The organism is Pseudoalteromonas sp. SG41-2 (assembly GCF_014164535.1).
Taxonomy (GTDB): domain Bacteria; phylum Pseudomonadota; class Gammaproteobacteria; order Enterobacterales; family Alteromonadaceae; genus Pseudoalteromonas; species Pseudoalteromonas rhizosphaerae.
The window spans coordinates 331,621-345,440 of record NZ_JACJFK010000001.1; the positions used below are offsets into that span (position 1 = coordinate 331,621).

Sequence of the window (13,820 nt, forward strand, 5' to 3'; positions counted from 1 at the left end):
TGTCAATGTTGTGAGAGTCTACTTAGTTAGAAAAACACAGATTGTCGACAAATGAAAGCGCTATACGACCAATGTAGTAATAAAAATGATAAATATTAGGCAATAAAAAACGCTAGCTGTAGCTACAACAAAAACATTGCAGTACACACTAGCGCAGTATCTGATTATAAATTGAACTTTAATTGAAAATTAAAGTTCTTCGCTGCGGTAGGTTTTTTTCATTAAATGTACATATGCATTTACAAACGCATTTTCTTGGTACTTTTTAAGCCCCGTTTCAGCGAAATCAATAGGAATAGGATTACGTTTTAATTGCTCTTTGATCTCGGTTGTACTGAATAAATAAACACTCAGCTCAGGGATCAATTGAATTGCAGTTTCCATTTTGAAACCGTTCGCACTACCGGCAAATTTACCTTTAGGCGCACGTTGACGAATAGCAACTGAGTCAATTTGATAGTCCTGCATAAGTTTCGCAAAATCAAATTGGAATTTACGCATTACTTCAGTGTCATTACCATTACCTAAGGTAAAGCGAGTTTGGCGAATATCTCGTATATCAAATACATCGTTATCTTTTGTTAAAATACACAGTAGTACGTCACTACCGGTAATTTCTACACCGCATGTTCTCATTGTCATTCTCTAAATAACTAATTTGGGCAGCATTATATCAATTAAACGCCTTAAAAACAGTGCATTTTAAAAACCGATTTCAATCCCAATGCCACTGTGGTCGCTTACGCAGATATCTTCATCAATTTGGTTTGGATTTAAGTGTTTATCAAAGCTTAGATAGTGCAACGATTTTATCCGCGATAATGCACAATCAGTATTAAAGTGTCCTGAGGTCAAAATATAATCAAGCACATTGCCACGACCTTGATAGTAATGTGTTGCTGGTTTTACTTTACCATTTGCCGATTCACTGCTTAATTCAAACGAATCAGTTAATCCTACAATGGGTTGTTCAAGCTCTAAACAGGGCTCGCAACGAGTAGGGTGAAATCCTTGGGTCATGAATGACAGCGCAGGGCTGTCAATATTGTCGTTAAAATCCCCCATTACTAATGTTGCACAGTTTTTTTCACGCTGGGTTTTTAGCGCATCATAATAAACAATCGAAGCTTCCAGTGAGCGTGATATTTGCGATTGCATCATGCCAACGGTTTGTTGTAATAGATTTAATAAGGGATCGTCTTGATTATGAATGTTTAAAATATGCGCCATTGAATGCACCCGTTGTGATTTAAAGTGCACCACATAGCAGGTTAAATCACCAAATTCAGGTACATCAAAACTGCATTTAATAGGTGTGCGATTAAATTTAAATTCATTTTGATTATTTAAGTACTCAAGTAGTTCTGGGCAAGGGGTGAGTTCGTGGCATGCTTGAAAAGGGATTTTCGCGGCAATCGCCACCACAGGGTTAAATAATACCTGTGGATAGAGATGATCACTGCGTGGACTGGCAACAGTAGCAAAATAGTCATAGCCTTGCTCTTTACACAAAATGGCTAATTCTTTAGGGCTAAACACCTCTTGGAAAGCAACAACCGTTGCTTGACTTTGCTGTAGAAAGTCAGTGATAAAGTGCTGTTTTTGCCGCCATTGCGTTGCGTTGTAACGTTCATGTAATTGATAAAAAGAATAAGGTGGCGCCGTAAAATTAAGTAAATTTAAAGTGGCAAAACGGATGCGATTAGACGTCGTCATTAGGTTATCCAACAGCTGAAATTAAATTAAGTATGAAATGGGAGGGTTATTTGTCAATTTGTCTGGCTAAATACTTGTATTTAGTGGCTCCAAACGCGACAATAACCGCTTGTGTTTGCTAAGACTCAACAAATACATTAACCAAATACGGTTAAAATTAACAATGCTTATTCGTAAAAGCGTTGTCGAGTTATTCATTTTAATTTAATAAATACATGTGATGCATTGTAGGCGTCACCACTGTAGTAAGGACTTATAATGCCAGTTATTACTCTTCCTGACGGCAGTCAGCGTAGTTTTGAAAACCCTGTAAGTACACTTGATGTAGCCAATGATATCGGCCCAGGCTTAGCAAAAGCCACTATCGCTGGTCGTGTTAATGGCACTCGTGTTGATGCCTGTGATTTAATTTCTGACGATTCTCGTCTTGAAATCATCACCGCAAAAGATGATGACGGCTTAGAAATAATTCGTCACTCATGTGCTCACTTGATAGGTCATGCAGTTAAGCAACTGTTTCCTGATGCAAAAATGGCAATTGGTCCAACGATTGATAATGGTTTTTACTATGATATCGATATGGAACATTCATTAAGTCAAGATGACTTAGAAGCTATTGAAAAGCGCATGTTGCAACTTGCTAAAACAAACTACGACGTGGTTAAGAAAACCGTAAGCTGGCAAGAAGCCCGTGATGCATTTGCAGCGCGCGGCGAAATGTACAAAATTCAAATCCTTGACGAAAACATCGCTAAAGATGACCGTCCAGGATTATATCACCACGAAGAATACATCGATATGTGTCGTGGTCCACACGTACCGAACATGCGTTTTTGCCAACATTTCAAAATAATGAAAGTAGCCGGTGCCTACTGGCGTGGCGATTCAGATAATAAAATGTTGCAGCGTATTTATGGCACTGCATGGGGCGATAAAAAGCAACTTAAAGCCTACTTACAACGTTTAGAAGAAGCCGAAAAACGTGATCACCGTCGTATTGGTAAAGCACTTGATTTATGGCATTGGCAAGAAGAAGCGCCAGGCATGGTGTTTTGGCACAACGATGGGTGGAGCATTTACCGTGAACTTGAAGAGTTTGTGCGTGAAAAGTTACGCGAGTACCAGTACGAAGAAGTAAAAGGTCCAATGATGATGGATCGTTCTTTATGGGAAAAATCAGGTCACTGGGAAAAGTATTCAGAAGCAATGTTTACCACTGAATCTGAAAAGCGTGAATACGCAATCAAACCAATGAACTGCCCAGGTCACGTACAGATCTTTAATCAAGGTTTAAAATCGTACCGTGATCTTCCACTGCGTATGGCTGAATTTGGTTGTTGTCATCGCAACGAGCCGTCAGGCGCACTTCATGGTCTAATGCGCGTACGTGGGTTTACTCAGGATGATGCCCATATCTTCTGTACTGAAGAGCAAATCATGGATGAAGTATCAGCGTGTATCCAAATGGTTTACGATACGTACGAAACATTCGGCTTTGAAAAAATTGTGGTGAAGCTGTCAACACGCCCTGAACAGCGTATTGGCGAAGATCATATGTGGGACAAAGCAGAGCTTGCATTAGCTGATGCACTGAAAGCAAATAACATCGAATTTGATTATTTACCGGGTGAAGGTGCTTTCTATGGTCCAAAAATTGAATTTACTTTGTACGATTGCTTAGACAGAGCGTGGCAGTGTGGTACAGTGCAACTAGATTTTGCATTACCAGGGCGTTTAGGGGCAACTTATGTTGCTGAAAACAACGAACGTCGTACACCTGTTATGATACACCGTGCAATATTGGGCTCTATCGAGCGCTTTATCGGTATTCTTACAGAAGAGTACGCGGGTTTATTCCCGACTTGGCTTGCACCAAAGCAAGTAGTGATTATGAATATCACTGATAAACAAGCTGCTTATGTGCAGGAAATTGTACAAAAATTAAATAAACTTGGAATTAGAGCCGCTGCTGACTTGAGAAATGAGAAGATTGGCTTTAAAATCCGTGAACACACATTAAAACGTATCCCATATTTACTTGTTGTTGGTGATAAAGAAGTTGAACAACAAGAAGTAGCTGTACGTACCCGCACAGGTGAAGACTTGGGCAAATTTAATGTTGATGAATTTGTCGCTAAAATTAGCGAAGAAATTAAAAATCGACTATAAAAACTCTGCGTGTAGGGCATACATTTAATTGCGAACTACACGCTTATTATTTGATATTCTTGGAGGAACGTACTATTAGAGGCGGCAAGAAAGGGCAACAAACAGCCCAAAAAAATCGTATTAACGAAGAAATTACAGCTCAAGAAGTTCGCTTAATTGACATTGAAGGCGAGCAAGCTGGAATTCAGTCATTAAAAGACGCGCAAACTATGGCTGATGCCGCTGGTGTTGATCTAGTAGAGATTAGCCCAAATGCTGAGCCGCCTGTTTGTAGAATCATGGACTACGGTAAGTTCATCTTTGAAAAAAGCAAAGAACTAAAAGAGCAGAAGAAGAAGCAAAAGCAAATCCAGATAAAAGAAATCAAATTCCGTCCTGGCACGGATGAAGGTGATTATCAGGTTAAGCTTCGCAACTTACGTAAGTTCTTAGAAGGTGGCGATAAAGCTAAGATTACCATCCGCTTCCGTGGTCGTGAAATGGCCCACCAAGAAATTGGTATAGAATTATTAAACCGTATCAAAGGCGATTTGGAAGAGCTTGCAGTTGTTGAGTCTTTCCCTAATCGTGTTGAAGGTCGCCAAATGGTTATGATGATGGCGCCTGTTGCTAAAAAGCAATAAACAAGCTAAGATACGCAGCGAATTTAGCTCAGGTCACCAAGTAATATGCAAATATTCACCTGTGCTAACCGGTAATAAAGTAAAACTGCAGCATTTATGTTGGGTTTTCACCGGAATATGGCAGTAAGTTAGGCCTAAAAGTGGAGCTATAGCAATATATCTCACGCCTGCTTACTAATTTTAAAGCAATACATTTGGAGTTATTGCAATGGCTTATAAGCTAAAAAGTCACAGAGGCGCGGCTAAGCGTTTCAAAAAGACTGCTTCTGGCGGTTTCAAGCGTAAACAAGCGCATCTTCGTCACATTCTGACTAAGAAAACTTCTAAGCGTAAGTTACACCTACGTCCTAAGATGATGGTTCATAAGAACGACCATGGTCTAGTTTCACGTATGTTACCATTCGCTTAATAGGGGTTTTTAGAAATGGCAAGAGTTAAACGCGGCGTTGTCGCACGTGCACGTCACAAAAAAGTTTTAAAACAAGCAAAAGGTTACTACGGAGCACGTTCACGTGTTTACCGCGTAGCTTTCCAGGCTGTTACTAAAGCGGGTCAATACGCTTACCGTGACCGTCGTGCGAAGAAACGTACTTTCCGTCAATTATGGATTGCACGTATCAATGCTGCTTCACGTCAAAATGGTCTGTCTTACAGCCGTTTTATCAATGGTCTTAAAAAGACATCTGTAGAAATCGATCGTAAGATCCTTGCAGATATCGCTGTTTATGACCAAGTTGCATTCGCAGCGCTTGTTGCAAAAGCTAAAGAAGGCCTAGCGGCAGCTTAAGCTTTTAAAATAAGTATTAAAAAGGAGCCTATGGCTCCTTTTTTTGTGGCTAAAATAAAGTTTTCACCAACAGTTATTTGCGGTAAGGCTCGTGAAAAGCGAGATAGTCGGTAGTGATCCCAACTGTGCTAACGCTATATAATAATTACAAATAAATGAGGTAATTAACTATTTTGAATTGGCAATCCTTAGTTGATAACCGCCAACGCTTTTTCTGGGTATTACAGATTGCGGGTTGGATCGGTTATGCACTTGTTAACTACATTGGCTCAAAAGTCTTTGAGATGCGCGATATTTATGTATTTGTGATCGTACTCAATGCTTACGCCGGGTGTTTAATGACTGTGCCATTGCGCTATATGTATCGCAAAGCCTGGAATGCATCTCCTTGGGTTTTAATGTTAGTAGTGTTCGGCGCTTCGTACATTACAGGCACTTTATGGGCGGTAATACAGAAATTTAATTTATGGGAGATTTATCGCCATGGTTATCGTCCTACAGAATGGTTTTACTATCTGCAACAAGGCTTAGATTCGGTTTATATTATTCTTTGTTGGAGTGGTTTGTACTTTGGCATTAAATATTATCAACTACTGCAAAGTGAGCGCCAAAAAGCCCTTAAAGCAACAACGATGGCGCATGAAGCACAACTGAAAATGCTACGTTATCAATTAAATCCTCATTTTTTGTTTAATACTCTTAATGCTATATCTACGTTGATTTTGGTAAAAGAGAATAAAGATGCTAATTTAATGGTGTCAAAGTTGAGCGACTTTTTACGTTATACACTTAATACCGATCCGATAAAAAAAGTCCCACTTGAACAAGAGTTGCATGCACTGATGCTTTATCTTGAAATAGAGCGAGTACGCTTTGATGAACGGTTGCAAGTGAATGTGCAAATCAGTGATGAAGCAAAAAATGCATTAGTGCCGAGTTTAATATTGCAACCGATCATCGAAAATGCGATTAAATATGCAATAGCTCATCTTAGCGAAGGGGGAGTAATTGATATTAAAGCACAAGTTTTTGCTAATGAACTATTATTGGAAGTAGGCGATAATGGCCCCGGTACTGAATTACTTAATGGCCAATTAGTTAATTCACAAGGGGTAGGGGTGGCAAATACGAAAGACCGCCTGAAAACTTTGTATGAAAATAACTATTCGTTTGTGTTATCACATAATACGCCAAGTGGATTGAAAGTGAATCTGCGCGTTCCGTTTGAGAAGGCTGTGAAGAAATGAGCAAGATTAAGACCCTGATTGTCGATGATGAACCATTAGCCCGTAGAGGGTTAGCGGTAAGATTAGAGGAGTTTGATGATATCGAAGTCATTAAGTTATGTAACTCTGGTCAAGAGGCTATCGATGCATGCCAAGCAGGGAAAATAGATTTAGTTTTTTTAGATATTCAAATGCCTGGAATGAATGGGTTTGAGGTTGCCAGAGCACTCAGTGAAAGTGTCAGAGCGTTACCTGCTATTGTATTCGTAACCGCATTTGATCAGTTCGCAGTCAAAGCATTTGAGATCCATGCTTTAGATTACATCCTTAAACCAGTCGACGACAACAGACTAAAACAGGCGGTAGAAAAAGTGCATACCTACTTGAAGACGCAACAAGACAACGCCCATAAAAAGAAATTGGCGAGTTTTGTAGCTGGAATTACTGGTAATAATTGTGAAGAGATTTTGAAAAAACTGGCAACTGGCGATACATTAACAGATCGCCGTTACCCAGAATCTTTAGCGGTGAAAGAGCAGGGTGAAATAATCCGTGTACCTGTAGCGACAATTCAATGGGTTGATGCCGCTGGTGACTATATGTGTTTACATTGCCAAGATGGTCAAACGCATATTTTACGAAAAACTATGAAAGAACTAGAACAGGAACTTGATCCTCAGCTATTTGTACGTGTCCATCGCAGTGCGATTGTAAATACTAAACAAATTAGCAAGCTTGTAACTCAGGTAAGTGGTGAGTATTTATTAGTGCTTGAGAACGGCCAAGAATTAAAAGTAAGCCGTAGTTATCGCGATAAAGTAAAAGCTGCGTTAGCAAGTTAACTTAGAAACGGGCTCAATAGCTGTTATATAACGAAGTAAATTAAACCATGTGTTTTAAATAAAAAAACGCGAGCCTTGGCTCGCGTTTTTTTATAACTGCGTTAATTAAGCAACAGTAACAATTTTCATAGTATTGGTTGCACCAATCGTTTCCATAGCATCACCATGAGTGATGATCACAGTATCGCCAGATTGTAATGAACCCGCATTCACAAGTGTGTTAAGGGCATCTTTTACCATGTTATCTTTTTCACATTGTGTTGAGTCAAAGAATACCGGGTAAACACCACGATATAATGCTGTTTGACCAAGTGTACTGGCATGACGAGACAATGAATAAATAGGTAAGCCAGAGCTGATACGTGACATCAATTTTGCTGTGCTACCTGATTCAGTTAAAGTAATAATCGCTTTTACTGAATCTAAATGGTTTGCCGCATACATAGCTGACAATGCAATTGATTCTGCATTAGAAGAGAAACGACTATCTAAGCGATGCTTAGAAACGTGAGTTTCTTTTTGTGATTCTGCCCCTAAACAAACGCGCGCCATGGTTGCCACGGTTTCTTCTGGGTAATCGCCTGCCGCTGTTTCAGCTGAAAGCATTACCGCATCAGTGCCATCAAGGACTGCGTTGGCAACATCCATAACTTCTGCACGGGTAGGCATTGGGTTATCGATCATTGATTCCATCATTTGTGTTGCTGTGATCACGGTACGGTTAAGTGAGCGAGCACGACGGATAATGAGTTTTTGTTTACCCATTAAGGCAGCATCACCAATTTCAACACCTAAGTCACCACGAGCAACCATCACCGCATCTGAAGCAAGGATAATATCATCAACTGCTTCTACCGTTTCAACGGCTTCAGCACGCTCAATTTTAGCTAAAAGCTGTGCTTTAGAGCCTGCAGCTTCAGCTAGTGAACGCACATAACGCATATCGTCGCCACTGCGTGGGAATGATACTGCGATATAATCAACATCAATTTCTGCTGCAGTTAATAAATCTTCTTTATCTTTATCAGTGAAGGCTGGAGCAGTTAAACCACCACCTAAGCGGTTGATGCCTTTATTGTTAGATAACACGCCACCAACAGTTACTGTGGTATGCACTAAATGACCTTCAACATTTACTACTGTTAATTGAATTAAACCATCGTTTAAAAGTAGTAAGTCACCAGGGGCAACATCTTGTGGTAATTCTTTATAATCAATACCTACGGCGTTGATATCGCCTAGGCCTTTTTCCATTTTTGCATCAAGAATAAATTTTGCACCAACAGGTAGCGTTACTTTGCCATCTTTAAATGTCGATACACGAATTTTTGGGCCTTGTAGATCGGCTAAAATAGCAATGTGCTTGCCTAGTTTTTTGGCAATGTCACGCACTGCTTGGGCACGGTCTTTGTGATCTTGTGCAATGCCGTGTGAGAAATTCAAACGCACTACGTTTGCACCAGCACGGATTATTTTTTCTAAGTTGTTATCTCGATCGGTTGCAGGTCCAAGGGTCGCGACTATTTTTGTGCGTCTAAGCATCAAATTCTCCTGTAGGCTTACAATGTTGTAAGCAGGTTGACGGTTTTTCGTTATTTATAGGTGTTAGTTTAACTGACACGCATAATACAGTTTTTACTGACAGCAAATAGCGCGTTGACATCAAGGTAACGTGTAAAGCTGTCATTATTTTATACAAAAAAATTATGACCACATTATGACACCGGTGTCAGGTCTCGTCAATGCTCGACTCAGAAATCCATATCAGGAAAATTTATCGCCCCGAGGCAACGGTTGTTTGATATAATCACTGTATCTTGCGTGTTTGTCTTGCGCAAAGCGTTGTATCTGTTGTCTAGGCTCGCAATTTTAAGTGGCTTGGGTATATAATGCGCGCGGTATTATTTCATTTACTAACCAATAGTTGTTACCGAGGAGGACACTAAATGCAAGTTGCATTAGTAGGGTTAGGCGTTATGGGTAAAAATCTTGCTCTCAACTTGATTGAACAAGGGATGACGCTAGTAGCTTATGATAAAAACCCAGACGCGGGCGAAGAGCTATTAAGCTGTGCTAAATTACAAGGCATGGCAGATCGTCTGCACATTGTGTCTGATTTAGGTGATATGGTAAAACGGTTAACGCCGCCTCGCTCAATTTTGTTATTAGTGCCAGCGGGTGAGTTAGTCGATAAAGTTTGCAGCGATTTAGTTGATGCAGGCGTTGATTGTGACGATATTATCGTCGATTGTGGCAATAGTAATTATAAAGACGGTATTACTCGTAAACTTAAATATCAAAATAAATTTGAATTTGCCACTATGGGTATTTCTGGCGGTGCCGAAGGCGCGCGTCATGGTCCTGCGATGATGGCAAGTGGTTCAGAAGGCGGCTGGGAACGCGTTGAGCCATGGTTTGAAAAAGTAGCAGCAAGCTACAAAGGTGAATCGTGTTTTGCCCGTGTTGGTCAATCAGCCAGTGGTCACTTTGTAAAAATGGTGCACAACGGAATTGAATATGCATTGATGCAACTAATCGCAGAAATGTATCAATTATTACGCTTAGGCACTAACCGCACTCCACATGAAGTTGCAGAGATTTTTAATCAATGGTCTGAAGGCACACTCAATAGCTATTTATTATCTATCTCAAGTCATATTTTATCGTTAGAAACCGATGCGGGTGAAGCGTTAGTTGATTTGATTGATAATAAAGTTGGCGCGAAAGGCACGGGTTTGTGGACGGCACAAAATGCATTAGAACTGGGTATAGCCGTTCCTTCATTGGTTGCAGCTGTGCAAGCGCGTCACTTAACCAATACTGGTGACACACATGCAGCGAAAGAAATGACCTATGCAGCTAAATCAACTTCACAGGTTGAATTAGATTTAGATGAACTTAAAGATGCCTTCTTGTTTGCAAGTTTACTGGCTTATCGTCAAGGCCTTGCGCTGATCAAAGGTGCATCACGTGCACATCAATGGAAAGTCGATTTATCTAAAACACTGCAAACGTGGCGTGCTGGTTGTATTATCCGTGCTGATTACTTAGATAACATCGCTGAAGGTGTTGAGTTTATCGACACTTTAGAAAAAGAGTCATTAGCGCTGCGTAAGATAGCAGGTCAAGCAATGATGACTGGATTAGCATTTCCGGTACTTAGCTCAACGCAAACGTATTTTGCGACGTTGACGACACCAAGCAATGGTCATCTCGTACAAGCACAGCGAGATTATTTTGGTGAGCATGGCATTAAAACTCATAGTGGTGAGGTATGTCATTTAACTGATTTAGTAGAGATTGACGCGAAAGTACGTTAATTAGACCAATAGGTTTAAATGAAAGGCACGCTAATTAGCGTGCCTTTTTAATTTAAAAAATAGTTTTATTATAAAGCGCTCAGCTTATCTACTTAACTCACCACGTAAGTTGTCTTGCATTAAATGGCGAATAGTTTCAATTTCAAGCTTTTGGCTAAATAAGTAATGTAATTTAGTTAAGCATGCCTCTAAGGTCATATCGTAACCGCTGATCACACCAATGTTAAGTAATGCGTTACCAGTTGCATAGCCGCCCATATTTACATGCCCTTTTAAGCACTGGGTTAAATTGACGATAACCATTCCGCGCTTACTTGCGCTGGAGAGGATCTCTAAAAAGTCTGGATCTTGTGGCGCATTGCCCACACCAAAGCTCAATAATACGAGGGCTTTGATATTGTCGTTTACCAGACTTTTAACTACAGCATGACTGATCCCTGGATACAAGTATAAAACACCAATAGGTTGCGGCGTGATGTTGGTGACTTGTAGCTCATTTTCAACATACGGGCTTAACTGGCCTTTTAATAATTGAATATTAATACCTGATAGTGCTAATGGATCTAGGTTAGGGGATGCAAAGGCATCAAAGCCATCGGCATGCGCTTTAGTCGCACGATTGCCGCGAAATAATTGATTATTAAAAAATAAACTAACCTCAGCAATCGGATAATTAGCCGCTAAATACATCGCATTAAGTAAATTTACTTGGCCATCAGAGCGCAATTGCGACAGTGGAATTTGCGAGCCTGTCACTATCACTGGCTTTGTTAAGTTTTCAAACATAAAGGACAAAGCAGATGCGGTATACGCCATGGTATCTGTGCCATGAAGCACGACAAAGCCATCATAATCTTGGTATTTACTTTTAATATCATCTGCGATTAGTTGCCAATGAGCAGGGGACATGTCTGATGAGTCAATCAGCGGGCAATACTCGTGAATATCGAATAAGGGCATTTCATCACGATTAAATTCGGCATTGTTTTCTACGGTTTGTGTTAAAAAACCTTCAGCGGGAATATAGCCTCGACTCGATTTTTTCATCCCAATCGTACCGCCAGTATATGCGATATAAATACGTTTACGTTTCATAAAAAAAGCCCAGTAAAAAAACTGGGCTTAGTATAACGGTTAGTTGCTGCGATTACAGCCTATACACTATTTATTGCGAAATATTACACACTAAGCAGCGGGCATAAATGCCTTGCGGATCGTTGTAATCTTTTAGACCTTCAACCTCAGTTGTTAATTGCTTAACTAAACCATTGATAGATGCTTGGTTTGAGAGTGCGTTTTGTAGCGTACTTTGTGAGCCAATTAGCGATCTAATCGATGCATTTCCAAAAATATCCTGCATTAATTTCTCTTCCGCCGATAGACTCTGCTTAATGGTTTTAACTTCATAAAAATCAAGCTTAGCCAGTTCAGCTGCCGCTTTGATAGCGTCTTGCTTATTGCCTAATTTGTCAACTAAGCCAAGCTCTTGCGCTTGACTTGCAATCCAAACACGGCCTTGTGCAATAGAGTCAACTTGCTCAGGGGTCATATTTCGTGCTTCACCAACAACCTCTAAGAAGCGTTGATAAGCATCTTCTACACTTAGTTGAATAACCTGTGCCATTTTTTCATTAAGCGGGCGAGCGATTGATAGACCAGCCATTTCAGTTGTGGCAACGCCATCTGAATAAACACCTAATTTAGCCATGGTGTTTTCAAAGGTCATAAAGTTACCAAATACACCAATTGAGCCGGTAATTGTGCTCGGCGCTGCCCAAATTTCGTTGGCAGCAGAGGCAATCCAGTAGCCGCCAGAAGCTGCTACTGAGCTCATTGAAGCAACCACTGGTTTACCAGCTGCTTTAAGAGCAAGCACTTCAGCACGAATAACTTCAGAGGCAAACATACTGCCACCGCCAGAATCAATACGCAGTACAACCGCTTTTACTTTATCATCTAAGCGTGCTTTACGTAGTAAAGCCGCTGTAGAGTCACCACCAATTTCACCGGCTTTACGTTCGCCGTCAGAGATAGTACCGCGTGCAACCACAACGGCGACTTTTTCTGTCATTGGGTTATCAAACTCAATCGGCGGTTTAACCAATGAGAGATATTCTTTAAATGATACTTGGTTGAAGGTTTTGCCCGTTTCTTCAGTGCCTACTAAGGCAATTAATTGTTGACGCATTTGTTGATTGGTTTTTAAAGAATCAACCCATTGATGTTCAAGGGCATATTTACCTGAATCGCCATTAACTGCTTGCATTTTAGCCAGAAAAACGTCCATTGTTTCATCAAAGTTTGCTTCATCAAATGGGCGCACAACGGCAACGTCTTGTTTGTATTCTTGCCACAATGCACCTAGCCATACATTATTAGCTTCTTTTGCTGCATCTGACATATCGTTACGAATAAACGGTTCAACAGCCGATTTAAATGTACCAACACGGAAAATATGCTGAGTGATACCGAGTTTTTCAAGCGCATCTTTAAAATACAATGGGTACATGCCAAAGCCTTGGATCTCTACACCGCCATAAGGGTGCATCGATATTTCATCAGCGTGCGCAGCAATGTAATATTGTGCTTGTGAGTAATAATAACCAGAGGCAATTACTTTTTTGCCGCTCGCTTTAAACCGCTCTAACGCTTGAGTGATTTGTTTTAATTTATTTAAATGCGCATTAGGCATTTTTTGTAAATCCAGCAAAATCACACTAATGCGTTTATCTTCAGTGGCTTGATCAATTACTTCGATAATATCATCAAGTAAAATTTCAGCCGGCTCGTCGTTGCCCTGTGTTGCATCATTGATGGCAGCTTCAATTGGATCAACGTAAACTTTTTCTTCTACGATTGGACCATTGAGGTTTAGCCTGAGCACCGATGTGTTAGCAACATTGATTTCATTGTCATCGCTTGCGATTGAAACAATGAAAAGAATAACGAGTAACACAAATAAAAAATTGAGGACTAAACGACGAGAAAAGTTAATTCCTGCCCACAGTCCTTTAAATAGCTTTGCAATCAAAATAAATCCTTAGTCTGGTACAACTTATATCTGTCACCATCTTAGCTCAGAATAAAAATTAATTTAACTGTTAAATCGTAACTAAGTATTTATGAGCGAGGTTTTA

12 protein-coding genes are annotated in these 13,820 nt (G+C 40.2%); 7 read left to right on the top strand and 5 right to left on the bottom strand.

The genetic code is table 11. The features are described 5' to 3' along the window. Window positions 1-189: 189 nt before the first annotated feature. Both H5186_RS01365 and H5186_RS01370 read right to left on the bottom strand, forming a co-directional pair. Complete coding sequence (locus tag H5186_RS01365) at window positions 190-636, bottom strand: DUF3010 family protein (RefSeq protein ID WP_145233170.1); 447 nt, start codon at window positions 634-636, stop codon at window positions 190-192. A gap of 66 nt (window positions 637-702) precedes the next feature. Beyond that, entirely contained in the window at window positions 703-1,716 is a 1,014-nt protein-coding gene (locus H5186_RS01370) for an endonuclease/exonuclease/phosphatase family protein (RefSeq protein WP_182794030.1), read from the bottom strand. Window positions 1,717-1,974: 258 nt separating this feature from the next. Between H5186_RS01370 and thrS the strand changes: the two genes are divergently transcribed. From thrS to H5186_RS01400, 6 genes are all read left to right on the top strand, one after another. Continuing rightward, window positions 1,975-3,885, top strand: a complete 1,911-nt coding sequence (gene thrS, locus H5186_RS01375; RefSeq protein WP_145233174.1) for a threonine--tRNA ligase — start codon at window positions 1,975-1,977, stop codon at window positions 3,883-3,885. Window positions 3,886-3,944: 59 nt separating this feature from the next. Further along, the gene (gene infC, locus H5186_RS01380; protein WP_145233176.1) at window positions 3,945-4,508 is read left to right on the top strand and encodes a translation initiation factor IF-3; all 564 of its coding nucleotides are present in this window, start codon (window positions 3,945-3,947) and stop codon (window positions 4,506-4,508) included. Window positions 4,509-4,716: 208 nt separating this feature from the next. Beyond that, window positions 4,717-4,917: a 50S ribosomal protein L35 gene (gene rpmI, locus H5186_RS01385; protein WP_004587840.1), complete on the top strand. Its 201-nt coding sequence runs from the start codon at window positions 4,717-4,719 to the stop codon at window positions 4,915-4,917. 15 nt (window positions 4,918-4,932) lie between these two features. After that, window positions 4,933-5,295 (top strand): 50S ribosomal protein L20, encoded by a 363-nt coding sequence (gene rplT / locus H5186_RS01390; protein ID WP_008110477.1) that lies wholly within the window; start codon window positions 4,933-4,935, stop codon window positions 5,293-5,295. 173 nt (window positions 5,296-5,468) lie between these two features. Beyond that, window positions 5,469-6,542 carry a sensor histidine kinase gene (locus H5186_RS01395; protein WP_145233178.1) on the top strand — a complete coding sequence of 358 codons (1,074 nt, stop codon included), beginning with the start codon at window positions 5,469-5,471 and terminating at the stop codon, window positions 6,540-6,542. Continuing rightward, a complete protein-coding gene (locus H5186_RS01400; RefSeq protein ID WP_145233180.1) occupies window positions 6,539-7,363 on the top strand; it encodes a LytTR family DNA-binding domain-containing protein in 825 nt (274 codons plus the stop codon). Before H5186_RS01395 ends, H5186_RS01400 begins: the two co-directional genes overlap by 4 nt. Window positions 7,364-7,468: 105 nt before the next feature. Here H5186_RS01400 and pyk read toward each other — a convergent pair whose 3' ends face one another. Next, on the bottom strand, window positions 7,469-8,905 hold the full coding sequence (gene pyk, locus H5186_RS01405; protein WP_182730606.1) for a pyruvate kinase: 1,437 nt from the start codon (window positions 8,903-8,905) through the stop codon (window positions 7,469-7,471). A gap of 404 nt (window positions 8,906-9,309) precedes the next feature. Between pyk and gndA the strand changes: the two genes are divergently transcribed. Beyond that, window positions 9,310-10,683, top strand: coding sequence for an NADP-dependent phosphogluconate dehydrogenase (gene gndA / locus H5186_RS01410; protein WP_182717440.1), 1,374 nt, complete (start codon window positions 9,310-9,312; stop codon window positions 10,681-10,683). An 84-nt stretch (window positions 10,684-10,767) separates the two neighbouring features. On the opposite strand, the gene ansA is transcribed toward gndA, so the two are convergent. Together ansA and sppA are read right to left on the bottom strand one after the other, a co-directional pair. Beyond that, window positions 10,768-11,778 carry an asparaginase gene (gene ansA / locus H5186_RS01415; RefSeq protein WP_149982498.1) on the bottom strand — a complete coding sequence of 337 codons (1,011 nt, stop codon included), beginning with the start codon at window positions 11,776-11,778 and terminating at the stop codon, window positions 10,768-10,770. A 70-nt stretch (window positions 11,779-11,848) separates the two neighbouring features. Continuing rightward, window positions 11,849-13,714: a signal peptide peptidase SppA gene (gene sppA / locus H5186_RS01420; protein WP_182794031.1), complete on the bottom strand. Its 1,866-nt coding sequence runs from the start codon at window positions 13,712-13,714 to the stop codon at window positions 11,849-11,851. Window positions 13,715-13,820 lie beyond the last annotated feature (106 nt).